Annotated in this window: 26 protein-coding genes; 7 read left to right on the top strand and 19 right to left on the bottom strand. The window is 52.2% G+C overall.

Annotated features, from left to right (window positions below):
- Positions 1-56 precede the first annotated feature (56 nt).
- Positions 57-437, top strand: a complete 381-nt coding sequence (locus VB016_03695; protein MEA4977636.1) for a hypothetical protein — start codon at positions 57-59, stop codon at positions 435-437.
- On the opposite strand, the gene VB016_03690 is transcribed toward VB016_03695, so the two are convergent.
- Positions 438-1727 (bottom strand): HTH domain-containing protein, encoded by a 1290-nt coding sequence (locus VB016_03690; GenBank protein MEA4977635.1) that lies wholly within the window; start codon positions 1725-1727, stop codon positions 438-440. It abuts the gene before it with no gap.
- Between the two features lie 231 nt (positions 1728-1958).
- Between VB016_03690 and VB016_03685 the strand changes: the two genes are divergently transcribed.
- Positions 1959-3371, top strand: a complete 1413-nt coding sequence (locus VB016_03685; protein MEA4977634.1) for an aminopeptidase — start codon at positions 1959-1961, stop codon at positions 3369-3371.
- 36 nt (positions 3372-3407) lie between these two features.
- On the opposite strand, the gene VB016_03680 is transcribed toward VB016_03685, so the two are convergent.
- On the bottom strand, positions 3408-4154 hold the full coding sequence (locus VB016_03680) for a ubiquinone/menaquinone biosynthesis methyltransferase (protein ID MEA4977633.1): 747 nt from the start codon (positions 4152-4154) through the stop codon (positions 3408-3410).
- Positions 4154-5071 carry a 1,4-dihydroxy-2-naphthoate octaprenyltransferase gene (menA, locus tag VB016_03675; GenBank protein ID MEA4977632.1) on the bottom strand — a complete coding sequence of 306 codons (918 nt, stop codon included), beginning with the start codon at positions 5069-5071 and terminating at the stop codon, positions 4154-4156. The genes VB016_03680 and menA overlap by 1 nt, the downstream gene beginning before the upstream one ends.
- A 52-nt stretch (positions 5072-5123) precedes the next feature.
- Between menA and VB016_03670 the strand changes: the two genes are divergently transcribed.
- Positions 5124-6092, top strand: a complete 969-nt coding sequence (locus VB016_03670) for a Na+-dependent transporter (GenBank protein ID MEA4977631.1) — start codon at positions 5124-5126, stop codon at positions 6090-6092.
- Here VB016_03670 and VB016_03665 read toward each other — a convergent pair.
- Complete coding sequence (locus VB016_03665; GenBank protein MEA4977630.1) at positions 6072-6992, bottom strand: DUF1848 domain-containing protein; 921 nt, start codon at positions 6990-6992, stop codon at positions 6072-6074. The genes VB016_03670 and VB016_03665 overlap by 21 nt on opposite strands.
- Before the next feature lie 46 nt (positions 6993-7038).
- Here VB016_03665 and VB016_03660 point away from each other — a divergent pair, with 46 nt between their 5' ends.
- Together VB016_03660 and VB016_03655 are read left to right on the top strand one after the other, a co-directional pair.
- Entirely contained in the window at positions 7039-7515 is a 477-nt protein-coding gene (locus VB016_03660) for a methylated-DNA--[protein]-cysteine S-methyltransferase (GenBank protein ID MEA4977629.1), read from the top strand.
- Entirely contained in the window at positions 7512-8186 is a 675-nt protein-coding gene (locus tag VB016_03655) for a DNA alkylation repair protein (protein MEA4977628.1), read from the top strand. Before VB016_03660 ends, VB016_03655 begins: the two co-directional genes overlap by 4 nt.
- Here the strand turns inward: VB016_03655 and VB016_03650 are convergent.
- The 6 genes from VB016_03650 to VB016_03625 are packed head-to-tail and all read right to left on the bottom strand — an operon-like array spanning position 8176 to position 12972.
- Positions 8176-8733: a hypothetical protein gene (locus VB016_03650; GenBank protein MEA4977627.1), complete on the bottom strand. Its 558-nt coding sequence runs from the start codon at positions 8731-8733 to the stop codon at positions 8176-8178. The genes VB016_03655 and VB016_03650 overlap by 11 nt on opposite strands.
- A gap of 5 nt (positions 8734-8738) precedes the next feature.
- Positions 8739-9818: a hydrogenase formation protein HypD gene (gene hypD / locus VB016_03645; GenBank protein ID MEA4977626.1), complete on the bottom strand. Its 1080-nt coding sequence runs from the start codon at positions 9816-9818 to the stop codon at positions 8739-8741.
- Entirely contained in the window at positions 9818-10198 is a 381-nt protein-coding gene (locus VB016_03640) for a hydrogenase maturation nickel metallochaperone HypA (protein ID MEA4977625.1), read from the bottom strand. The genes hypD and VB016_03640 overlap by 1 nt, the downstream gene beginning before the upstream one ends.
- A 38-nt stretch (positions 10199-10236) precedes the next feature.
- On the bottom strand, positions 10237-10890 hold the full coding sequence (nth, locus tag VB016_03635; protein MEA4977624.1) for an endonuclease III: 654 nt from the start codon (positions 10888-10890) through the stop codon (positions 10237-10239).
- Entirely contained in the window at positions 10800-12143 is a 1344-nt protein-coding gene (locus tag VB016_03630) for a folylpolyglutamate synthase/dihydrofolate synthase family protein (protein MEA4977623.1), read from the bottom strand. The genes nth and VB016_03630 overlap by 91 nt, the downstream gene beginning before the upstream one ends.
- A gap of 34 nt (positions 12144-12177) precedes the next feature.
- Positions 12178-12972, bottom strand: coding sequence for an asparagine synthase-related protein (locus tag VB016_03625; GenBank protein MEA4977622.1), 795 nt, complete (start codon positions 12970-12972; stop codon positions 12178-12180).
- Between the two features lie 109 nt (positions 12973-13081).
- Between VB016_03625 and nikR the strand changes: the two genes are divergently transcribed.
- Positions 13082-13522, top strand: coding sequence for a nickel-responsive transcriptional regulator NikR (gene nikR, locus VB016_03620; protein ID MEA4977621.1), 441 nt, complete (start codon positions 13082-13084; stop codon positions 13520-13522).
- Positions 13523-13524: 2 nt separating this feature from the next.
- Here nikR and VB016_03615 read toward each other — a convergent pair whose 3' ends face one another.
- The gene (locus tag VB016_03615) at positions 13525-14064 is read right to left on the bottom strand and encodes a hypothetical protein (protein MEA4977620.1); all 540 of its coding nucleotides are present in this window, start codon (positions 14062-14064) and stop codon (positions 13525-13527) included.
- Between the two features lie 100 nt (positions 14065-14164).
- Here VB016_03615 and VB016_03610 point away from each other — a divergent pair, with 100 nt between their 5' ends.
- Positions 14165-16609: a DNA topoisomerase I gene (locus tag VB016_03610; GenBank protein MEA4977619.1), complete on the top strand. Its 2445-nt coding sequence runs from the start codon at positions 14165-14167 to the stop codon at positions 16607-16609.
- Between the two features lie 5 nt (positions 16610-16614).
- Here the strand turns inward: VB016_03610 and VB016_03605 are convergent, their stop codons facing one another.
- The 8 genes from VB016_03605 to VB016_03570 all read right to left on the bottom strand — a co-directional run bounded on the left by VB016_03605 (position 16615) and on the right by VB016_03570 (position 23601).
- Complete coding sequence (locus VB016_03605) at positions 16615-16830, bottom strand: hypothetical protein (GenBank protein ID MEA4977618.1); 216 nt, start codon at positions 16828-16830, stop codon at positions 16615-16617.
- Between the two features lie 259 nt (positions 16831-17089).
- A complete protein-coding gene (locus tag VB016_03600; protein ID MEA4977617.1) occupies positions 17090-18286 on the bottom strand; it encodes a nicotinate phosphoribosyltransferase in 1197 nt (398 codons plus the stop codon).
- A gap of 4 nt (positions 18287-18290) precedes the next feature.
- The gene (eno, locus tag VB016_03595) at positions 18291-19556 is read right to left on the bottom strand and encodes a phosphopyruvate hydratase (protein ID MEA4977616.1); all 1266 of its coding nucleotides are present in this window, start codon (positions 19554-19556) and stop codon (positions 18291-18293) included.
- 9 nt (positions 19557-19565) lie between these two features.
- A complete protein-coding gene (locus tag VB016_03590; protein MEA4977615.1) occupies positions 19566-20465 on the bottom strand; it encodes a DUF835 domain-containing protein in 900 nt (299 codons plus the stop codon).
- A gap of 113 nt (positions 20466-20578) precedes the next feature.
- Positions 20579-20728, bottom strand: coding sequence for a 50S ribosomal protein L40e (locus tag VB016_03585; GenBank protein MEA4977614.1), 150 nt, complete (start codon positions 20726-20728; stop codon positions 20579-20581).
- 37 nt (positions 20729-20765) lie between these two features.
- A complete protein-coding gene (locus tag VB016_03580) occupies positions 20766-21737 on the bottom strand; it encodes a hypothetical protein (GenBank protein MEA4977613.1) in 972 nt (323 codons plus the stop codon).
- A 33-nt stretch (positions 21738-21770) separates the two neighbouring features.
- Positions 21771-22355, bottom strand: coding sequence for a DUF4443 domain-containing protein (locus tag VB016_03575; GenBank protein ID MEA4977612.1), 585 nt, complete (start codon positions 22353-22355; stop codon positions 21771-21773).
- Positions 22356-22377: 22 nt separating this feature from the next.
- Positions 22378-23601, bottom strand: coding sequence for a methionine adenosyltransferase (locus VB016_03570; GenBank protein MEA4977611.1), 1224 nt, complete (start codon positions 23599-23601; stop codon positions 22378-22380).
- Positions 23602-23603 lie beyond the last annotated feature (2 nt).

Genomic DNA, 23603 nt, shown 5'->3' with positions numbered 1-23603 from the left:
CCTTCAGCCTGGAACATGTGTACAAAGGTAAAATATGCGCAAGACGATGCGAACCTATGGACAATGTGCTGACAATATTTGATTCGGAAGATGCCCGCAGGAAACGCCGGTCGGACTATGAGAGATTCAAACACTCCATGGATATCCTGGCAAAGAAAGGGATCGATATGAAGTATATTGACTGCAGGTCTTCGGAGGACATTATCGGAGATGGGGAGGCAAGGGAGATCGTGGAGTCCGAAGGATTCGCATCCCTGCCAATCGCCGAGTACAACGGCGTTGCCATCGCTGCGGGCGAATACGTTTCAGATCAGGACCTGGCCGATTTCCTGAATGTTCCTGACGGAATCCTGAGCGTGAACGGCACCAAGCCTCCGGCGCTCAACGAGCTTGGGCCATCGTGCTCATGCGGCTCCGGTGGCAAAGTTCCGAAGTGATCAGCGGACCTTCCAGGACCCGGCCCGGCGGCTTCCAACCCTCATTAGGGAACCATCGGATTTGAGGTCGGAGATATGACGTTCGATTTGCCGCCTGCTAAGTCCCATCTTTTCAGACAGATCGCCCACGGTTACGCTGACGTCGGAAAATATCTCTTTCAATATCCTTTCAGCAACGGGGCTCCTCTCCGTTCTCAAAAAGCCCGCACGCTTCACTGAGATTGTTACTGTGCCAGATAAATGATTTTCATCGATAGATACCTCATATCCCGCCATATTTATTGATGTTATCGCAGAGCCTAGACCGCGGCACGGAGATATCATTCCCAGCATTTTTGCGATTGCAGGGTTCCTGCGGTCTTTGGTGCCATTTATAGACAATTCTTGTCCTGCACGGAAAAGCCCAGCATTGGAAATGACGATATTTTCTTCCGAACATTCCACAGATATACCTTCGCCGAAATTGTAATCGGAATGTGCCAGTGCGTTAATTATCAGCTCATTAGCGGGACAGCGGATGTCGGGAAAACGATAATCGATAATCTCTGAGACCTTTGATATGAAGTCTATTATGTTCCCCGTCCAACTTCCGTCTTCAGAATCTATCAGTATTTTTTCGTCCTTGTATTTCAGACGGTAACCGGGAAAAATCGTCGATGCGGTATAGTAATCGGAAAACAGTAAAATGCCAGCATGGGTTGGCCTGAGCCAGCCCTCTACATCTGCTGCTGCGGATGTCAATGAAAGGAATTCATCGTCTGTCCGGGAGTCCCAGATATGCCCTTTGCTTTTGACCGATGCTCTGAAAGTCCTGACCGACTCCATATTGAGAATAGATATGTCCGATATAACGGGGGCAGAATCGCATGAGGAGTCCTTGCTGTCACGTATCATCGACCTTATGTTATCGATGTTGCACTTCACTGTTCTCCCTTCTGATCTTACAAATGTTCCAGTCTCTTTGGAATCTCCTACAAACACCGGGCGCAGGCGTCTGTCTGCAGAAGGAACGTTTACCGAAATGCCATCCGTGGTTTTCTTGATGTCCGATTCCATAAGAATATTGGAACTTACTACAAACCGGTCGAAGAGTCCTTCCCTCACCTTTGCCGTAAATTCTTCTATATCAGAATCGAATCCGCCGGCATTGTACACTCTTATAGATCCGCCACCGGAATTTGCGAACGCCGAATAATTCTCCCAGAATTTCAGAGGATGACAGTTCTGCAGGGGCATACTCTCTATTCTAATCCCCTCCGGCCGGCTGGCCTTACCTTCCGCGTAGCGCATTAACGCATCCCAAAATAACAATCTCAATTATAGAATATAAACATATCGTTTATAGTGCCTTTATTATGACATTTATCTTAATTATTAGTGACATTATTTAGATATATCATTAATTAAACAATGTTTTTTCTATCTATTGTGTCATATTAAACCGCCATATCATTAGGATATGATTACTCCAATGGAAGGTTATTTGAAAAGAATCAAGTAGAACGCCGTTATTGTGGTGTCATGGATGAAGAGAAGACCAAGGGCCAACAGCTCGCAGAAGAACTTTTGATGAAACCCAAGAGCCTTGGGGAGATCGACAACTCGATGCTCCGGGAGTCAAGCGAATTCTGCGAAGGATACAAAAGGTTCCTCTACAACAAGACCGAGCGCGAAATCGTTGACTACACCGTACCTATCCTCGAATCAAGAGGATATACCGAATACGTCAGGGGAAAGAAATACAAGTCCGGCGACAAATTCTATATGAACAACCGCGGAAAGAGCCTCCTGATGGTCACCATAGGATCTAAACCTGTCTCGGAGGGGATGCGCATCGGCGTGAGCCACACAGACAGCCCGAGGCTCGATTTCAAGCCCAACCCGATGTTCGAGAGCACCGGGATGGCTTACTTCAAGACTCACTACTATGGCGGGATTAAGAAATATCAATGGTTCGCGATCCCTCTGTCCCTGCACGGCGTAGTCTGCACTAACGACGGCAAGACTGTAAAGATCTGCATTGGCGAGGAGGAAGGCGAACCCCAGTTCTGCGTTACGGACCTGCTGCCTCACCTGGCAAAGAACCAGATGAAACAGCCTGTCGCAGAGGCGTTCAACCCCGAGAACCTGAACATACTGATCGGCTCTTGGCCATACAACGATGAAAAGGTCGCCGAGAGGGTCAAACTGAATGTTATGAACATCCTGTCGGAGAAGTACGGGATATCGGAGAAGGACTTCCTCTCTGCCGAACTTTGCGCAGTTCCCGCCGCGAAGCCGATAGACCTGGGTCTTGACCGGTCCATGGTCGGAGCCTACGGCCAGGACGACAGCGTCTGCGCCTACGCAAGCCTTATGGCCGAACTCGATGCGAAAGAGCCGGAATTCACCACTGTCACCGTATTCGCCGATAAAGAAGAGACCGGTTCAGACGGCAACACGGGCATGCGCTCTTTCTTCTTCAGGGACTTCCTGGAGGACATCGCCGATACCTACGGCCTGAAGGTCCGCCACATACTGCAAAAATCGATGTGCCTGTCCTGCGACGTCAACGCCGCGATAGACCCCGCATTCATGGACGTATACGAACCGGCTAACTGTTCGTACCTCGGGCGCGGACCCGTCGTCTCGAAATACACGGGATCGGGCGGAAAGTACTCGACCAACGATGCTTCCGCCGAGACCATGAGCTTCCTGCGCAGCATCCTCGACGGGGCCAAAATACCTTGGCAGGTCGGAGAACTTGGAAAGATAGAGGCGGGAGGCGGAGGAACTATCGCCTCGGAGATCTCGCTTCATAATCTCGACACCGTGGACATGGGTGTCCCGGTCCTTTCGATGCATGCTCCCCTCGAGGTCGTATCCAAAGCAGACGTGCTCATGCTCTACAGGGCCATCAAAGCATTCTATGAGAGCCCCAAGAGCAAACCATAAACAATTTCCGGCCTTCCCGGCCGGGATGATTTAATTTTATTTTTCTTTGGACGCAACGTAGATGTTGACCGCACCGAACGTCTTTACGTAACATTTGGCGTCTTTGAACCCTGCATTGCGGAATATCTCGACCATCGCATCGCCGTACGGGAAACCTTCTATGGAAGATGTCAGCCAATCATAGGCAGGCTGTCTCCCGTCGATATTCTGGCCTTTGTCGTACTTACGACCGTAATGGGGAATTATACGGTTCATATAGAAATTGTAGAACGGGCGGACGAGCCTGCTCCTCGGCCTTGCAAGCTCTGCGACGACACACTTACCGCCTACCCTGAGCATCCTGTACATCTCGCTTACCGCTTTCGGAATATCGGTGACGTTCCTGAGCATGTATCCTGATGTGACAGCATCGAACGTCCCGTCGGGCATCTGTATGTCCAGCGCGTCCCCGACCACGAACTCGATGTTTGTGATCCCCATATCTGTCATTTTCTTCCTTGCTAGCTCGAGCATGGCCGGGGTGATGTCCAATCCGACCGCCTCTCCGCCTACGGCTTTCTCGGCAACCAGGAACGCGATCTCTCCCGTTCCCGTACCTACGTCGAGACATCTTTTCCCCTCGAGGTTCCCGAGCTTCTTCATCATGAAATTGTGCCAGCGCTTGATCATTCCCATGGACATGATGCCATTCATCTCGTCGTAGTACGACGCGATCTCGGTGAAAACGTCCTTGACGTAAACTTCCTTGCCGTCGAATTGATTACCCAGTTTTTCTTTGTCCATCAAATCAGCCCCGGAACAACCGATACTCCCATTAAATAACCTATCGCGAGCAACGCACCGAGGTGCCAATTGTGGATGAACGCCTCTGGTACCAGCATGAAGCTGGACCTCTTGTCCTCGGGGGCCCTCCTGGAATTAATGTACAGACTGCGATAGTCTATCAGCGCAACAAAGCCCAAAGCACAGGTCCACGGGACAGCGCCGATGATTATAACCATGGCCAGAACCGGGTAGCACAACGCATTTATCGTCCTATAGAATTTCAGGGAACCTTCGTAGGTCATGTGCCCGGACAGCGTCCCTGCTCCGGCCTCCTTGTCGCTATGATAGTCCCTCGTCTCGTTTCCGCTGAGAACTCCCGTTATGGTGAAAGCATTGGGAAGACCCAGTAGGACTACTTCCAACGTGACGGTTCCTGTCATGACATAGTATGTTCCTGCCGGCATAAGTATGCCCATCAGGAAGAAAGTGCTTATCTGACCCAGCGCTTTGTACTTGTAAGCAACGCCGAGGGTGTAAGAACCTGCTCCGAGTATTCCAAGGATTCCGAATGCCAGGATCCCCCATCCGATATACCATATGAACACGATGCCTATCAGCGCCGTGATGACCAGGCATGCCAATCCGGCACCGAATATCTGCTTGGGCCTCATTTTTCCCGAAACCAGCTCGGGAGAACGCGAATGGTTCTCCTCTGTGTCCGTTCCTTTGACAAAGTCGCCGTACGTGTTCAGAAGGTTCGCGGCTGACTGGAGCAGTATCCCTCCGGCGAGCACCAGCAAAAATATCCACCAGTTGAAGAAGCCGTCCTTGAACGCTACGATGCCTCCCAGGACCACCGGGACCACTGCCCCGTGCAACGTCCAGGGTCTGAATGCATTGTACCATCCCGCTTTCACGGGCGCAGCCTTCGCCATAGTTCAACTCGTACGCAATCCTTTTACATAACGTTAACTTTGACAGTCCTCTATGAGGGCAAAGGAGGTTCTCGCAAGCAGCGCCATCGTGATGTCTGTTGCACTGGTTTTTTCACTGTTGCTGAATTTGTCCGGTTATTTTCCCGGGGACATATTGGTTCCAGAAATCAGAAGCGACCTCACGGTTTTTGTGCTTGCGGTCATGCTGACCATCTCGCTCTCCCGTATCCCCTATAAAAATCTGGACCCTGTCAAGAACGGCCGCTCGGTCACCAGAGCTTTGCTTCTTGGACTTGTAGTGGCGGCCGCGACCCCGATCGCAGGCTATCTGCTTATGAAGGACACGTCCTGGGGCCCGTACTCCGTAGGTCTGGTATTTGTGGCCGCGGCTCCGTTTGCAGCTTCGGTCGCCCCGCTCTCTTACATATTGAGGGGGGACATGGAGCACGCCGCGAGGGGCACCATACTCGTATACGTAGCATCCCTTCTCTGGATCCCCTTCATAATTTACATCACATTGGGAAAGACAGTAGACATGACAGATGTGATAATAACCGTCCTGGAGATTATCGGTGTCCCGTTGGTACTGTCAAGACTGCTTACCAAGGTGAAGATCAGCAGAGATACCATGTCCATCATGATGAATCTCTTCATCTCGTTCCTTGTTATACTGTCGGTAAGCTCGACCAACTTCCCGCGCGAGTTCACTCCCCTCTTCTTATTCGTGATCATAGCGGGCCTGAGGACCTTCGCCCTGGGGACGGGAGTAGAGTACGCTGAGAAGAGGGCCGGGATCAACTGGCATCAGCGCGTTACCGATGTATTGATGGTATCCTACCGCAACAAAGGGATCGCTATCGCAATGTGCGCGGCGACGATGGGGCCTGCCGCAGGCATAGCCATGGTCGCGATTGCAACCTCTATTGTAGTCGAGATAAGCTGGGTCATCTTCATGGACTCGGTAATGTTCTCGAAGAAGCGTATGCATAAGGAGATCGGTTCAGAAATCAGTGATGCGTGAACGTCTGTCTGTGATATCGGTAACGGTATCCGTCTCCCTCACCTTCCCGTAGAGCATCTCGGACTCCGGGTCGTATTCCTTAGACGCGCGTTTATCCGGGGTGATGCGGTTCGCATAACAATAAACGCAGTTGTGCATGCATGTATCATATGCACCGATATCGATGTTCTTGACACATCTGCAACCGTCCCTTATGTTGCCGGAGACGTCCTCGAACGGAATGCCCAATGATATCATTGTTTCGCGGTCTATGCATCCCCGTCCATCGATCCCGTACTCCGGATATCCGCGGGATGAACAGCAGAGGCTCGCCTGAATGCCGAACTCTTTCGATATCGGGCCCATCATCCTCATAAAGTCCTCCCTCTGCAAAGGAGATGAGGAAGCGAGTGATCTGGTACTTTTGAGTTCCTCGAACTTTGGATACATATCGAGAAAACTGAAGATACATCTGTCGGTGTACCCTGAAAGCTCGGAACAAAGGAGCCTGAACTTTCTTTCATGATATCTCATATTGTATCTTTCGTCGATTATGACCGGGTCATAGCGCCACGTCGTGCGGTCGCTCCCGAATCTTTCGGATATTTCCCTGAAAGCGTCTGCCACTGATGCTTTGTCGGGAACGCCTGGTTCGATCTCTTTACCGTATGGCGTCATAGTGATCTGAAAGATGATGCTGTATCCCATTCCTTCGATCTCTTCAAGATAGGGCAGAAGGGGTTTGGGATTTTTAGAAATAAAGTAAAGACACCCTACGCTCCTGGGGTCGAGGTCGACCTTGTAGACGACATTGTCGCATATTGGGTTACGCACCATGGCATAGCCTGCCCTGAGCCGGTTCATCAGCCATTCCGAATGAAATGCAGGAATATCTGTACGTCTGCTGGCGCAGATTATCACAAAATCCTATATGTCACCTGTGAGATAAACGTTAGGAGGATACTTATTGACCGTAGACAGGTACACTTTCACTTACGTCACGCTTTTCGGCAAGATGAGCATAAGCGAAGACGGAGAAGGCAGAATAAGCGGACTTTACCTCCCTTGCTGCAACCTTCCGTGTGCCGTCGACCGTGAAACAGAGGTCATCGCCGAGGCTGCGGGCCAACTTAAGGAATATCTTTCGGGGGGCCGGAAGAAGTTCGACCTTCCGTTGGTCTATGAAGGCTCCGACTTCCAGAATTCCGTTTGGTCAAGGATTCTTGAAATACCGTATGGAAAGACGGTGACTTACGGTCAGATAGCCGAGGACGTCGGAAGCCCCGGAGCTTCGAGGGCTGTCGGAACAGCCTGCGGCAAGAATCTCATTCCGATTTTTATTCCCTGTCATCGCGTGATTCCATCTTCAGGCGGGACCGGATTCTATGCCGGCGGAAAAACCATGAAAAACAAGCTCCTTAAACTGGAGGTCGAATTCCTTTGACCAGGCTAATTGGAGAACTTCGAAGCGAAAGCGACACCAAATACAAAAATTTCAACAGTGGTCTGATTAAAAGCAAAAAAGACCTCATCGGAGTAAGAATGCCGAAGCTCAGAAAAATGGCTTCAAAAATAATAGAAGATGATTGGCGCTCTTTTATTTCCGAAGAAATGATCGTCTTAGAGGAGGACATGATAGCGGCATTGGTCATCGCAAATGCCAAAATGCCTCCCGGGGAGAGGCTGGAACTTACAAAAAGATTCGTTCCCTCCATTGATAACTGGGCCGTATGCGATATATTCTGCGGGGATTGGAAAGCATCCGCGGAAATAAAGGATGAACTTTGGGAATATTGCGGTGAGCTTTTAGCCTCCGGCGAAGAGTTCAAAATGCGCGTAGGTGCTGTGATGATGCTCTCCAAATTCTTGGACGAAGAGCACATAGATGGTGTGCTGGCACGTTTTACCTTGTATAAAAACGACGGGTACTATTACAAGATGGGCGCGGCGTGGACACTATCGTACTGCTACCTCAAATATCAAGACAGGACCGAAGCCCTGCTCAGAACCGGCAAGCTCGGCAGAGATGTCCAGAACCTTGCTATAAGTAAGGTTCGCGAATCCCGTCGTGCAGACGATGCCATGCGCGAAAGAGTGAAAAGTTTCAGACTGTGAGCTCTGAAACCTTCTCCCTTATTTTCTCCGCATTCTCATTTCCGATCCTTGCGCCTTTCCTCTCTAGGAAGGTCCAGTTCCTCTCTTTGCATAAGGGCTCGAACTCTTTCGATGTGACCGCTACGACCTTGCCATCGTGGAGAGCGTTGTTGTCGATCAGTATCCTGAACATCTCTTTGGGAACGCATACGATGACCATATCATAACCTCTGGAGACGTATTCCAGGACTCCGGCGTAATCTTTTCTGACCTGCGCCGCCTCGTACTGCTCCTTGTTGCACATTGCATAGGTATAGGATGATATCGCATAGGTGCTGGGAACGAAACCGAACAATGTTGAGATTATTCCAAATGAGACGTTACATTTACCGTTGCCTTCCTTACCGAACTCTGCATCGAGTCTCTTGAAGAAGTCCCTGACCTCGGTCACGCGACCTCCGAATATGTCTCCGGCGGCCTCAAGCCTCTTTGAGAGAAAAACCTGGGAATCGTTGGTTACTATCAGGACGTTTTTCTTGCCCGTCGCGGGCGCAGCTATTGGTTGCATTTTTTTCACCTCTTTGCTGAGAATCTGTAAGCTATGTTGCAGCTGCCCTCCGCGGAGACCATACAAGGTCCGCTGGGATTGCTGGGCTTGCATACCCTCCCGAACATAGGACATTCCTCAGATGTTATCAATCCGCGCAGAACCTCTCCGCACCTGCATCCCTTCGCCTCTTCCTCGACCTGGGGGGTCTCGGCAATAATATCTTCATGGATCTTTGTCGCATCGTGATCCGCATAGGCGGGCTTAAGTGCCAGCGCGCTCTTTTTTATGACGGGGAAGCCCCTCCAGTTACGGTCTACGGGATCATAGGTGCGATCCATAAGTTCCCTCGCCTTCTCGTTGCCGTGCTCTTTGACAAGACGCGTGTACTCGTTCTCCACTTCCGACCTTCCTTCGGAGATCTGCTTGGCCAGCATATAGCACGACATGAGTATGTCAAGCGGCTCGAATCCCGCCACGACCTGCGGAACGTGATAATTCTCCGAGAACGGCCTGAACATGTCCATTCCTGTGATCACGGCGACATGGCCGGGCATTATGAAACCGTCGATCTTGTTCTCTCCCATGTCCAGAAGCGCCTGGATGACAGGGGGGCATATCCTGTGGCAACTGTAAACAGAGAAGTTCTCGGGAACGTCGTCCCTGTTCAGGGGAACGCATGTAGAGGGCGCCGTGGTCTCGAAGCCTACGCCGACGAACACCGTGTCGCCCTTTTTGTCCCTCGCCATTTTCACAGCGTCCTCTATGGAATAAACGATACGTACGTCCGCTCCTCCGGCTTTTGCGTCGAAAAGCGAACCTATAGGGGTCGGTACCCTCATCATATCGCCGAACGCGGTCACGGTGACACCGTTCTTGGCCAATGTAATTACTTCTGCTAACTCTCTGCTCGTTGTCACGCAGACGGGGCAGCCGGGGCCCTGGCATATCTGTATTCCCGAGCCTGAAAGCATCTGGTCAAGGCCGAAACGAACGATCGTATCCTGATGTGTGCCGCATATGTGCATTATCTTGCAGTCCACATCCTGTTCTTTGATCCCCTCTACGATACGTTTCGCAGTCGCTTCGTCCCTGTATTTGAACATTATTCCTTCTCCTCTAACTCTAAAGATCTGACACAGCATGACTGTCCCGAAGTGACCTTTACCCGGCCGCCGCATTCCGGACAGGAAAGCACAGGTATGGCATGGGAGCTGAAATCCCCTGCATCCAGCATCACTACCGGACCGTCATATCCGCACTCTTTGCACGCTACATTGATCGGTTCGTGCTCTATGTTGAGCACCGACCCCTCGAGCATTGTATCTCTGGTTACTATCTCGTAGGCGAACAGCAGCTGCTCATCGCCCAACTGTGTCATATCGCCGATAACGATGTCGACGCTGGCTACTGAAACGGCGTCATATTTTTTCAGTTCCTCGAGAACGGCATTGACCATGCCTGATATGACAGATACCTCGTGCACGCGACTGTAATACTTTAACTCATTAAATAAAGAGCGTTTCAGCTGCGACGCGAATCGCACATCGATGCGACCGAACATATTTGGCACTGGGGACGGTTCGGTTTGCACACCAACTGCCCGTGACGTACAAGATATCGGTTGATATCCGTCCACCTGTCCTCCGGGGTGATTTCCATAAGAGCATATTCCGTGTCTTCCGGGGACTTTGTGCTTACCAATCCCATCAGATTCGCTATGCGGTGAACATGCGTATCGACGCATATTGCGGGAATGCACATGGCGTACGACCGAACGCAGGCCGCGGTCTTCCTTCCTACCATCGGCAACCTGAGAAGCTCTTCGGTTTCTTCAGGCACCTCGCCGCCGTATTCCGACAATAGTATGTTGCAGCAGTCGACGATCGCCTTGGCTTTCTGATTCGGAAATCCCGCAGGACGAACTAGCTCGGAAACTAATTCAACGTCCGCTCCGGCCATCAGGTCCATGGTCGGAAATGCGGTGAAAAGACGATCTGATGCTTTGCGGGTGTTGTCGTCCTTCGTCCTCTGAGAAAGTATTGTGGCCACCAGAACATGGAACGGATCGCAGGGCCATTCCGGGTTCAGTCCTTCCGAGGACCTTCCGGGGTATGCTCCGCTTTCATACTCCTCAGACAGCGTGTCGAGGATCCAGGATATGTCTTTTCCAACCACTTCAGTGCATCTCCGGCCATGTAGAAAGAGCCTGTCACCAATATCAACTCATCGGGCTCCCTTATGCTTAGCGCAAGGTCCATCGCATCGCCTACGCTTTCCCTTATGGCCACAACATCGGAATATTTGGCCATTATCTCAGAAATCCTTTCCAAAGGCGCCGCCCTTACTGAATCCGGTTTTGTTAAAATTATTCTGCTGGCTATATCGGATATGTTCTTTGAGACGTGTTCTATGTCCTTATCGCCCAAAATACCGAAAACAACGAGCACCTTTCCGTAGATGTCTCTTATATCCGAGCTCAGGCATGAAGATCCGGCAAATGTATGGGAAACGTCCACGATGAACGGCGTCCCCTCCACCCTCTGCATCCTGCAGGGCCAGTTTATCTTGCTGAGTCCGGGCTTGATCCTGCATCTGCACCTGTGTCCGTAGATCTTCAGCTTTGACAGGGCCTCTATTGCAATCGAAGCGTTCCGGGCCTGATGCCTCCCCGGGATCGATACAAAATATTTCTCTTCCTTGTATGTGAACTCGGTGCCTTCCGCTGAAACCGATATCACGGAAATGTCATCAGGATTTATGCGCGTGAGCGGGGATCTCCTTTCTTCGGCGACCTTCCTTATGACCGAGAGGGCCGGCTCGGGATTTATCGTAACGCACGGTACGCCCTCTTTTATTATACCGGCCTTTTCAAACGCTATCTCTTCTATCGTATTCCCGAGATATTCGGTGTGCTCCAAACTGATATTGTTAATGATACTTACCTCTGGTACTATCACATTTGTTGCATCGAACCTGCCGCCCATGCCTACCTCCACGACGGCGTATTCAACTCCTTTCTCTTTGAAATAGAGAAATGCAATGGCCGTCGTAACCTCGAAGAAGGTGCATAGCATCCCCTTTCCGGCCATCGCCTTGACATGAGGGACCGTGACCGATGCCATGCACGCCAGCTCCTCGTCGGTGATCGGAACTCCGTCGACGGTTATGCGCTCGTTGAAGTTCAGGATATGCGGTGAAGTGAACGTTCCGGTCCTGACTTTTCCGTCGATAAGGACCGCGGATATTATCGCGCAGACGGACCCCTTTCCGTCCGTACCCGCCACATGCACGCTGCTGAAAGCTTCCTGAGGATTGCCCAGGCGTTCCAGCAGTTCGGTGATGTTTCTCAATCCCAGCTTTATTCCGTGCACGCTTAGGCCGTAAAGCCAACTGAGGAACTGTTCCTTGTCGGCATTGTCGATGCTCACGGGAGCGGATGACTGGGGTCTCATATAAACACTATCAATCGAGCTCTTCTTTGCATATCATCGAGATATACTGGTGCTGGGTCATCCCCTTCCTCTTGGCTGTTGCCTTGATGAGGTCCGTGGCTCCCGAGCCGTACTGGGCCGCCTTCTTGCTTTTATCTGCTATGAAATCGAGGCCCCAGCTCAGCGCCAGCACTTTTAGGACCGCTTTCCTTGAGCTCTCGTCCTTGGGCTCCAGAATACCGAACGGAATGGAACGCGCAACATTCTGGACCTCCGGGGACGTGAAGGGCCTTATCATTGTTTTACCCGACGCGACTGCGACCTTGTCCTCATGTTCCACAACTTCCGTCATAAGCTTTTCCATGTCCTCTGCGCTGTTCCTGCGGAACTCCTCCTCCGGCATCCCCATATACTTATGGTATCCTGCGAAAAGCTCGTCCGAACCCATGCCGCCTAGGATAAATTTCTCTTCCGATCCTTTTGTCACACAGAACGTCGGGACCTCGAACGAGAGGGTGAGCGGAGATGTAGTTCCAGTAAAACGGACCATCTCTCTGAGGATTGTTTCGATGTTTCCTTCGTGCAGAGGTATGTGTATCCACGGCAGCCCCATCTTTGACGAGGCGTCCCTGGAATTGATAACATCATAGGAGACATCGGACCCTGCCGTGTACAGGACCACGCTTTCCGCATATTTTGCGGCCAGTGCCGCTACCAGTCCGGAATCCAGACCTCCCGAGAATGCAACCGCGACCTTTTTTCCGGAGACCGCGTCCCTGACCGCGGAATCCAGCGCTTCACCTATGCGTTCCGAATATGTCTCCACGGATTGGTATCGCGGCGCTAAATGATAAATCTCCCTGCTTCCAGAACTTATGCGTTAAGGATACAAGACTTCCGACAGTATTATTACGGCCCAAATGTGATTGGGGTTCATGGACGGCGTCACCCGCATAGGCGTTTCACTTGAACCAGAACTCCTCAGGGAGTTCGACGAATCGATATCTAACAAAGGCTACGTAAGCAGGTCCGAGGCCATCAGGGACCTGGTGCGCGATTCGCTGGCAGAGAGCGAGTGGAAAAACGATGAAGAGTACATGGTCGGAGTCATAGTGATGGTGTACGACCACAACGTAACCAATGTGGGAGACAAGCTGACCGACATTCAGCACGACCACTCCGGTAACGTGAACACGTCCATACATGTGCACCTGGACCACGACCGTTGCATGGAGATACTCATAGTGGAAGGCAAGCTGGGCTCGCTGAAGAAGCTCGCATCGGAGATCACGTCCATCAAGGGCGTCCTCAGGGGAAGGCTTACGATGGTGTCGCCGAAATCAGGCAACATGCACCACCTGGGCGCCCGCAAGTGACGTCAGTTCAGCGTCAGTCCCATAATCGCAGAGGCTATTTGCGAGTCCCGCGGGTCCCCGCATCTGGATTTTATGATGCAGTCCGTGGTGGTTGCCGGTGAGAATACCACCGCTTCGGAAACCCCGTCCTCCTCTGAGAATCCATGGTATATTTGGGACACCATGACAATCTGTATATCCGGGCCCATGTCGGCGTCGGGATACAGTATGAAGTCTTCAGAAAGCCATATTATGTTGTCTTTTCCCTCAAATTGGGACCGCTTCGAGTCGGCGATGTCCTGACCGACTATTCTGCCCTCCCCGTCCTTCATGAACATGATGCTGTCATCGGGATGCTCGAAAGAATAGTCGCAATAGATGCATAGTTTGATGTCCTTCGATAAACACTCCTCCATGGCCTCGTTCACGATCGGGATGCCGAAAGCGCTGACTATCTGGCTCTCTTCTTCCTTTATTATGTCGACCAAGTCGTCTTCTAGGAGCGTTACTTTCCTAACTCCCCTGTGCCTCATAAGCGACTCGATTATTTTATCGACGGACATGTGCGTCGATAGTGAGTACAAAATACTTAATCAGGAGTACTGCGGCCAACGGATTGCCAGTCGCCAATGGTTAAATAATGGCTAATGACTCGGTTGCACGATGAAAAAACTGATAATCACCGAGAAGGCCAATGCTGCCAGGAGGATATCCACGATCCTTTCCGACGGCAAATATACCACAAAGAAGGTCGGAGGGGCCTCGGTGATTACTTTCTCTGCAGGAAACGATGAATACGACGTCATAAGCCTCAGGGGACACATCCTCGAGCTCGACTATCCCGAAGAATACAACAATTGGTCCGACGGCTCGCCCACCGACCTTGTGTATGCGCCGCAGGTAAAGACCGTGCGTGTCAAATCCATTCTGGAAAACATCAAAGAATCCGCCGCAGAGGCGGACGAAATCATAATCGCCACCGACTATGACCGCGAGGGAGAGCTCATAGGGGTCGAGACCGTCGAGGCCGCAGGCGTGGATATGTCCAAGGTCAAAAGATCGAAATTCAGCGCACTTACCAAATCAGAGATAGAGGCTGCCTTCTCCGACCTTGCACTTCCCGACAAACGTCTGGCGGACGCCGCCGAGGCAAGACAGATAATAGATCTGACATGGGGCGCCGTGCTCACAAGACAGATATCCCTGGCATCGGGCCAGGTCGGAAAGAACTTCATGTCGGTGGGACGCGTTCAGAGCCCCACGCTCAAACTGCTCGTGGACAAGAACGAGGAAATCGAAAACTTCATATCAAAGCCGTTCTGGAACATCGTCGGGCGCTTCGGCATCCTTGCGTTCCAGGGACAGCATGCCGGTAATCCGTTCTGGGAGGAGGACGCCGCCAAAGATATACTTGCCCGCACATCTTCCGCCAAAACAGGAACCGTAACCACGTTCGAGGTCACGGAAAAAGAGGAATACAGGCCTCCGCCGTTCGACACCACGCAGATGCAGGTCGAGGCGAACAAGATCGGGATTCCCCCGACGGTCGCCATGAAATTGGCAGAGGACCTATACACCGGGGGATACATTTCGTACCCCCGTACAGAGAACACCGAATATCCCAAGAGCATAAGCATCCGAGGCGTTTTGGAGAAGCTCAGGGAATCTGACTTCAAAGAAGAGATAGAAGAGATACTGGCACAGGAGAAGATATATCCATCGAGAGGAAAGAGGCGTACGACCGACCATCCTCCTATCTATCCGACGGCGGCGGCCAGCTCGGCAAAGATGAAGGGCGACAAATGGAAGCTTTACGAACTTATCGTAAGGAGGTTCATGGCTACGGTCGCACCTTCGGCGATAGCCGAGGTAACCGAATGCATCGTCAAAGTTAACGATGAAGAGTTCAAATGCGAAGGGTACAAACAGAAATCCAAGGGATGGAAAAAGTACTACGGGAAATACATAAAATCCAAGGAATCCTCGATTCCGAAAGTGAAGGTCGGAGACATCGTCGACGTCCGTTCCGTTTCTATGGAGGCTTCCGAGACCAAACCTCCTTTCAGATACAACCAGGGTTCCCTGATCCAGGAGATGGACAGATTGCAACTCGGGACCAAGAGTACCAGGCATGACATTATCGCCAAACTGTTCTCTAGGAACTATGTACAGGGGAACCATCTGATCCCCACCGCAGGCGGCGTTTCGCTGACCAAAGCCCTGGAAAGGCATGGTGGCGGAATAACGGAACCGGACATGACCGCCAAACTTGAATCGGACATGGTCAAGATCGGCAACGGAGAGCGCACGCTCGACGGCGTGGTCAAAGAATCCCAGGATATGCTTTACACGGTTTCCGAGAAGATCTCCGCCGAGGAGGAGGCCATAGGAAAAGAGATCAGGGCCGCTCTGAGAACTCAGCAACACATCGGCCTATGCACGGCGTGCGGCAACAACCTTACAATCAAGAAATCGAAGAACGGAAATTTCATCGGATGCGATGGATATCCGGAGTGCACATGTTCTTACCCGCTCCCGCGCGGGGCCATGGTACAGACCACAGAATCCGTATGCACGGTCTGCGGACTCCCCCATCTCAAAGTGATCAGGAAGGGTAACCCGCCGCTCCTGCAGTGTATCGATCCTAAATGCCTTTCGAACACCGAGCGTACGTTCCTCGGGGACTGCCCGACGTGCGGCAAGGGAAAGATCAGGATGATGTACTCCAAGGCCGGGAAGAGGTTTGCAGGCTGCACCGAATGGCCTGCCTGTACGCAGACGTATCCTCTCAGGCCTAGGGGGAGCATCGTCCCCACAGACAAGAAGTGCGAACTCTGCAACTCGCCGATCATCCTCTTCGGAAGTTCCGAAGACTGTATCAATCCCGACTGTCCCGCAAAACAGAAGGCCACATCTGAGAAGAAGGCTAGTGCAAAGAAAACGGCCGTAAAGGATGCTGTGGAAACTGAGAACGTTGCACCTGCAAAGAAGGTAGGCGTGAAGAAAGCGGCCGCAAAGAAAGCCGTCGATGCTGAGAACACCGTACCCGCAAAGAAGGTAGGCGTGAAGAAAGCGGGTGTCAAGAAGGCCGCTAAGGCCGATAAATAATAAGATCAGAATTCTGCGATGGGCTCTTCGCCGCTGAAGTGTCTGTTAAGGGAATCTATCTCCTCGGAGATTCGCCTGTTGCGGCAATGGGTGCATTCCAGCTTTTTGCCTATGCTGAGCTTCAGGCCCATCTCCGACCGGTCAAGCCAGACGATTCTGCCACACTCGCAGTAGACGTTCATCATGCCGTCGATGCGTATCCTGTCCAACGTTTTATCCAACAGACTGTCGATGCAGCGCTCTGCTGAACATGTTGCATTCCCGATTTTACTTCCCCCGATTATAGGCTCCAAACAAGGCTTCTACACCATCCACAGATGCCTCGGGAAGTGCCCTAGCTTCCTATATTTAGAGCGGATATAAGCTTTCTGTTACCATCTCTGGAAGGGCACATACGATACCCCCAAAGTGTATATATTGAATATTATTTTGTAACACGATAATAATATTACGGCCCCTGTGAGACCATTTCCGCGCAGTTCACAGGAGTCCGTTCTGTTTCATGTGCTCCAACTGCTTCAGCACGTATTCGCGGACTTCTTTGGGTTTAACCTCAGGGATAACTCTCTTTCCGTTTTTGAGCACGGGCCTTTCGATCATTTCCATGACGCATCCGCAATCGCATCTGATCTCGTCGTCGGGAACGAGCGATACGCCCATGGTGTAGCAATGCGGGCAGCGGTACGGGAACTTGCGCCCGGCGAACTTGCCCCTCTTGGCGATCGGCTCGCTGTCCTTCTCCACAAGATCCATCGAGAAGTCCAAGGTCGGGGCGTTGGCGATAGAAGTTCCGACACCGAAGCTTGAAACACATGTGTCTGCCAGCTTGGCGACCGATTCCTCATCGAGACCGCCGGAGACGATTATCTTGACGTTCTTGTAGCCGTTCATATCCATCTCCCAGCGAACCTCGTCGATCAACTCCTTGAAGTTCCCCCTTCTGGAGCCCGGAGTGTCCAGTCTGACTCCCACCAGGTTCTTCACGGACCTGCAGGCCTCTATTGCGGCGCTGCGTTCGTCAGAGAATGTGTCGATGAGCATTATACGAGGGACTTTCGGATCTATGGTCTCGTCGAATGCCCTGAACGCTGCGTCGTTGCTGCCCATCATCAAAGTGAGTGCATGGGGCACCGTTCCCAACGGTTCCTTGCCGATTATATCTCCGCCGATACCCGAGGACACGTCGTCGCATCCGCCTATATAGGCCGAACGGTCGAGGACGCCCGCAATTGCAGGGTGCATCCTCCTGTTGCCGAAGGCTATGACGGGTTTTCCCTGTGCGGCGATCTTCACCCTCGAAGCCTTAGTGGCCACGCCTGTGGGCTGGCATATCATCCCCAGGATCGCGGTCTCCATGACTCCGAAGTCGACGTAGTTTCCTATGAAGTTCATTACCGGCACCCTGACGCTGGCCGGGGTGCGGGCACGTATTATCGTCCCTTCGGGTATCGCATAGACCGAAACGTTGGTTCCTTCCGAAAGGCGTATGACCTCTTCGAGACCGCAGAAAACGGCCCATTCCCAGCCGCGGGGCAGCGAGCTGCTTGTAAGCTCGGCGCATACCCTGGATTTGTCCAGCCCCTTGGCTTCCAAAATCTGTTTTGTGCGCTCGAAGTACACGTCCATCGTGTAACCGTCCCTGACGTCCTTCTCGTCTGCGATGAAGAGCTTGTCCATATTATCAGAACCTGAACGCCTTGATGCCGGGGAACACGGCCTTCGATCCCAGTTCTTCTTCTATTCTCAGAAGCCTGTTGTATTTCGCGGTGCGTTCGCCGCGCGCCGGTGCTCCCGTCTTGATCTGTCCCGAACCCCACCCTACCGAGAGATCGGCAATGGTGGTGTCCTCGGTCTCGCCGGAGCGGTGCGACACCACTACATTATAGTTGTTTTTGAAGCTCGTCTCCGCGGCCTGGCCCGATTCTGTGACCGTACCTATCTGATTCACCTTGAGCAGGAGGGCGTTCGCCGCCCCGGCCTTTATTCCGCGCTTGAGCCTCTCCGTGTTTGTGACGAATATGTCGTCACCTACTATCTGCACTCCTTTGCCTATTCTCCTGGTGAGATCTGCCGTCGAATCGAAATCGTCCTCAAAAAATGGGTCCTCGATGCTTATGATGGGGAAATCTTTGGCCAGTCCCGCATAATGGTCCTCGAGCTCGCCTGCGGTGAAGCTGAAGCCGTCCACCTCATACCTGCCGTTGATGAAGAATTCTGAGGAAGCGGCATCCAAAGCAAGGAAAAAGTCCTTGCCGGGCCTGTATCCGGCATCGGACGTAGCTTGGGATATTGTTTCAAGCGCCTCTGCGACCGTGTCCACCGGGGGAGCGAAACCGCCCTCGTCGCCTATGTTCACAGCCGATACGCCGTACTTCTTCGAGAGAAGCTTCTTCAGAGACATGTACGCCTCCGAAGCCATCCTCAGGCATTCGGAGAAGTTAGGGGCCCCGGCCGGGACGAGCATGCATTCCTGTATCTTCAGATTGCCTCCCGCATGCTTCCCGCCATTGATTATATTGAACATCGGAACGGGCAGCGTTATGTGATCGCCGCCAATATGCTCGTAGATCTGCATGTTCCTGGACATAGCGCCCGCCTTGGCGACAGCCAGCGACGTTGCCACGGTGGCGTTCGCGCCGAGCCTTTTCTTATTAGGCGTTCCGTCGAGGTCGATCATTGCCATATCTATCGCCTCCTGGTCGGACGGGTCCATTCCCGTGATGCACGCGGCGATATCTTCCCTTATGTTGCCGACGGCCTTGAGGACCCCTTTGCCTCCGTATCTTTCGCCGCCGTCCCTGAGCTCATGGGCCTCCCAGGTGCCCGTGGACGCTCCCGATGGCGCGATGGCCCTTACCTTGTGCCCTGCCACAGTGATCTCAGCCTCTACCGTGGGGTTACCCCTCGAATCGAGAACCTCTCTTGCCCATACTTTCTCAATCTTCATCAAAAAGCCTCAGTCGACGGTCTTATGGATATCCATATTATGAACGAGTATGTCCAGACCTTTTTTGTCGATGGAATTCTCGTTCAGAGATATTAAAAATGTTGCGGAGCCGGCGTTATCCGCCGTGAGCTGGCGCATCATGGTGAGTGTGCGGTTAGGGCCGTTCTTCTCCATCAAGGCGGACAGCCCGTCGATCACGATCACGGGACGCGCGTTATCGGATATGAAACGATTGACCGAATCGGTAAGGGATCCTAGCTTCCTTATGTCTTTGTAGTCCAGCCTGGGCTTTGCAGAAAGAGCTATAACGTTCATCTTGCCGTATTTCATCTTCTCCCTTACGGCCTTGATCTTGTTGCTGGTGATGATGAGCATGTCATATCCTGCATCGGCAAAATCCGAAGCGTATTTGTAGACGCCTACAGGGTTGCCCTCCAGTATGAGATGGGCTCTGCCGGACGGCAGCCCCGTCTGCTCGGCAGCCGCCAGCTGCTCCTTGTTCTTGCGCCTTTTTTCGAGCCTCGAGGGCCTGGACGCCGGAACCGGTGCAACTTCAGGAACGTTCTTCGATCCCGATAATATCGCAACTATGTCGGCGCTCCTGAACGGCTTCTCGATCTCCCCGACCACGAAGGCCTCGTCTCTGGGTATATACTCCTTGCTGTTTTTCAGAATATAGACCTTCATGTTCATGGAAACGTCCTCTTCGTGGACGATGTCTATCGCCTTCATCCCGGGCTCGCCTCCCAAGAACATATCTAAAAATATCAGTTCGGGGCGATTCTGAAGTATTGATTCCGCGGCCTCGACCACATTAGAAGCGAGAAAAACCTGGTTACCAGTATTGGTGACGATTTCTCTCAATATTTCCTGTATGGCTACATTATCGTCAGCGACCAAGACCTTCATGAGATACCCTCAGGTGAGACTGGAACTCCTTACGGCCCACAGACTATTTAAATTAAGGGAACGACCAGTTAGACGGTCGCAAAGCTGGCACAGACCCGGCCGGTCTGGCCGGATCACTGCTTCCTGCTCTCTTTAGCCTTGGGCCTAAGGTTGCTGTATCCGCATTTGCGGCATTTAGACGCCTTAGGGGGGTTCGTTGCATAACAGTTCATGCATACGGACTTATCAAGGAGCCTGCTCTCGGCCTCTTTAAAACGTGCCATCTTCTTTCCTCTGGATTGTGCAAGATAGAAGTATTATTTATAGCATTCGTAAGTCGAACGGAAAATGCGAACGCTGGGCCCTGAAGTCGCCCAGCGGGTCGCCCGAAACGAAACCTGCCATCTCGTGCGTGACGTAATCGGGGGACAGCATTTCGACAAGTTCCGCACATCTGTCCGACTTAAAAGGACGGTGCTGGTCAATCTTGCCTATATGTTCATTGGCCTTCTCCATGAAAACGCCCATTGAATCGTCAGGGTCCCTGGTCCGACCTTCGAAACTGTCCCTGTAATCCGAAGATGTGCTCACATGTAGATGCACGGTGCCTATTCTGTCCAATGTATCGGCGCTGTACCCTTCGAAAACCTTTCTGAGAGAGCATATGGCGTCATTTTCGTTGCGTATGTCGGGAAGGCAGTTCAACAGATGCCCTGTATCCAGGCATATTCCCCATTCCTCGAACTCGATCTTATTCTCAAAGAACTTGACCTCCCATCCGTCCTTCATTTTGAGGCCCGGCCACCAGAGATTCTCGAACGCCAATTTGAAGGGGACCTTGCCGTGGGGAAGCAGCGATACTGCAGAATTAACCATCTCGCAGAAAGACCCCAGGACCTTTTTGTCGCTGTCCATGCCCTCGTGCATGAATATATCGTCCAGATTGATGTTGCCGGCATGGAGCACCCCGTAAGGAGGATTGAGCTCCGAAGCCTGGGAAATTGCAAGTGCCAGGCTCTCGGTTACGTCGGCGGCGCATTTTCCGAACATGATGAACCTCGCCGTTTCCATATCACAATCAGGGACTTCTTTGCCCGTCCATGCGCGGAGCCAATCCGCAGCGTAGGGAAGATGGACGCCCGTGGCATAGCTGCGGTATTCGTCCGGGACAGGGTAGTATCCTGTCAGAAGTTCCAATCCGTCGCAGCCCATGCCATTCAGAGTTGATTCGACGGCGGTCGACGAAATTTCGGCCAGCTTCTGATATACTGAAAAGCTGAAAAGATGCTTCACGGCTCGTAAAGGGTTTGGTTGTAAATAGTTTTATCAGAACAGCTCGAGGGCTGCCGTGACCGCCGCCTCTATCGCCAGCAACTTGGTCTCCCCGCCGCCTACGATGATGACATCGCTCCCGGTCATGCCTATGACCTCTCGTACCTCTTTTGCGAGCCTGGGATTCTCCTCGTCGACGTTCCAGTCAGGGGGGATCAGCAGAACGCCGTCCCGTATGACCAACGTGGTGCATCCGGTGGCTCCGGCCTTGATGCCCGCGTCTCGTTGCTGCATCCCGTTGAACACTTTATCGGAGACCCCCATGACCAGCAGGCTCTGCGTGTATTGGCCGACCACAGAGTTGCCGACGTCCAGATTTATTACGCGGATTGGCATCTGCTCCAGGTAGCTTCGGCCGGCCTTGGTGATCATTATCCCCGTCTGCTTTACGAAGATAAGTCCCCATTCCCTAAGAGTGTCGACTATGCGGCGCATGCTTCCCTCGCCCACTCCGACGGCCTCGGAGAGTCGCTTGCGTCCAATCCTCCTTCCGTCCGAAATTGTGTGCAACGTCCAATATACATTGGCATCGCTGAACCTGAACATCGGCCCATACTGCGGCTCATCTATTATTTTCATATCCAGCTCACCGGAAGGGGACTCAGAAGGTCCTTACTTTACCGGTCGTGATAAGTTCTGTGACCTTATCAATGTTATCGAGCCAATGCTCCATTATGCCTTCGGCGTCGGACTTCCACTTGGACAGTTCCTTTGGCTGGTCTGCTCCTGGCGCAAGCACCTGAACAGAAGCGTTGAGCGGTTGCGAAATCGGTTTTCCGATCTGCGACAGCAGTCTAACGCGTATTTCGACCTCTGGGCCTATCTCTTTGGATATTTCCTCGGCGACGAGTTTTGACATCACATTGTAGATCTTTCCGACGTGGGTTATCGGGTTCTTTCCGGAAGTGGCCTCCATGGACATCGGCCTGTATGGCGTAATTATCCCGTTACACCTGTTGCCTCTTCCGACCGAACCGTCGTCTCCCATCTCCTGGGACATTCCCGTGACCGTCAGATAGTAAACGTTGCGGGAGTAGTCGTCGCCGGTGTTTACGTCCACGTTGACGTTTATGTCCTCGTTTCCGATGATCTTGAGCGCGTTGTCTGTGACCTCGTTCTTAAGCTGCACCATTGCAGACTTGTAAGCGTCGGCGTCGGTGAGGTATCTGTCCACCATCGCACATGCCACTGTCAAAGTTATGTCCTTTCCGATCCTGGATGCCATTACTTTGACGTCCTGCCCTGTCTCCGGCATCTTCTTCTTGAGGGCGCCATTGATGAACTCCTCGGTCTCCAGGGTAAGCCTGTCCGTGATCGAGAACGGTGCATATCCTACACCGAAAGACGTGTCGTTGGAGTGGTATCCCGATGCTTTGTAAACTCCGGTAAGATCGTCTGACCCAAGACCGATCCTAGCATCCATTATGATTTCAGATTTAACATCCAGATTGGGGAAGTTCTTCTCTAGATACTCTTTAGCCGCTCTCAGCGCGACTGGCTTGCACGGCAGGAATTTGAGCTCCTTTCCGACCTCGACCTCTGTGGTTGCACGTCCGACCAAAAGTATGTAGGACGGATCTATGATCGTTCCGCCTCCGAACTTGGGGTGTGCCCTTCCGGCCGCAATCTGAGTCTCGTCGGTGTTGTGGTGGAGTACGTGGCCGAACTCCTTGATGTACATTTTACACAGTGCCCTGCTTACCGACTCTGCGATACCGTCTGAAACGCTGTCGGGGTGCCCGATACCTTTCCTCTCGACGATTTCTACCCTTCTGTTCGGTACCGGTATTTCATCGATACCCTCAACGTAAATATTCTTAGCCATTT

The organism is Methanomassiliicoccaceae archaeon (assembly GCA_034928305.1).
Taxonomy (GTDB): domain Archaea; phylum Thermoplasmatota; class Thermoplasmata; order Methanomassiliicoccales; family Methanomethylophilaceae; genus VadinCA11.
The sequence above is the reverse complement of the archived record's forward strand: the minus strand, read 5'-3'. Positions and strand labels throughout refer to the sequence as shown.

What these genes read in the sequence shown, in the direction of transcription:
- VB016_03570 (MEA4977611.1), bottom strand. Translation starts at nt 23,601, where the DNA reads ATGGCTAAGAATATTTACGTTGAGGGTATCGATGAAATACCGGTACCG.
- VB016_03610 (MEA4977619.1), top strand. Translation starts at nt 14,165, where the DNA reads ATGAAAAAACTGATAATCACCGAGAAGGCCAATGCTGCCAGGAGGATA.
- VB016_03585 (MEA4977614.1), bottom strand. Translation starts at nt 20,728, where the DNA reads ATGGCACGTTTTAAAGAGGCCGAGAGCAGGCTCCTTGATAAGTCCGTA.
- hypD (MEA4977626.1), bottom strand. Translation starts at nt 9,818, where the DNA reads ATGTTCAAATACAGGGACGAAGCGACTGCGAAACGTATCGTAGAGGGG.
- VB016_03575 (MEA4977612.1), bottom strand. Translation starts at nt 22,355, where the DNA reads ATGAAAATAATAGATGAGCCGCAGTATGGGCCGATGTTCAGGTTCAGC.
- VB016_03670 (MEA4977631.1), top strand. Translation starts at nt 5,124, where the DNA reads ATGAGGGCAAAGGAGGTTCTCGCAAGCAGCGCCATCGTGATGTCTGTT.
- VB016_03650 (MEA4977627.1), bottom strand. Translation starts at nt 8,733, where the DNA reads ATGCAACCAATAGCTGCGCCCGCGACGGGCAAGAAAAACGTCCTGATA.
- VB016_03600 (MEA4977617.1), bottom strand. Translation starts at nt 18,286, where the DNA reads ATGGACAAGCTCTTCATCGCAGACGAGAAGGACGTCAGGGACGGTTAC.
- VB016_03695 (MEA4977636.1), top strand. Translation starts at nt 57, where the DNA reads ATGGACAATGTGCTGACAATATTTGATTCGGAAGATGCCCGCAGGAAA.
- VB016_03685 (MEA4977634.1), top strand. Translation starts at nt 1,959, where the DNA reads ATGGATGAAGAGAAGACCAAGGGCCAACAGCTCGCAGAAGAACTTTTG.
- VB016_03690 (MEA4977635.1), bottom strand. Translation starts at nt 1,727, where the DNA reads ATGCGCTACGCGGAAGGTAAGGCCAGCCGGCCGGAGGGGATTAGAATA.
- VB016_03590 (MEA4977615.1), bottom strand. Translation starts at nt 20,465, where the DNA reads ATGAAGGTCTTGGTCGCTGACGATAATGTAGCCATACAGGAAATATTG.
- menA (MEA4977632.1), bottom strand. Translation starts at nt 5,071, where the DNA reads ATGGCGAAGGCTGCGCCCGTGAAAGCGGGATGGTACAATGCATTCAGA.
- eno (MEA4977616.1), bottom strand. Translation starts at nt 19,556, where the DNA reads ATGAAGATTGAGAAAGTATGGGCAAGAGAGGTTCTCGATTCGAGGGGT.
- VB016_03680 (MEA4977633.1), bottom strand. Translation starts at nt 4,154, where the DNA reads ATGGACAAAGAAAAACTGGGTAATCAATTCGACGGCAAGGAAGTTTAC.
- nikR (MEA4977621.1), top strand. Translation starts at nt 13,082, where the DNA reads ATGGACGGCGTCACCCGCATAGGCGTTTCACTTGAACCAGAACTCCTC.
- VB016_03615 (MEA4977620.1), bottom strand. Translation starts at nt 14,064, where the DNA reads ATGTCCGTCGATAAAATAATCGAGTCGCTTATGAGGCACAGGGGAGTT.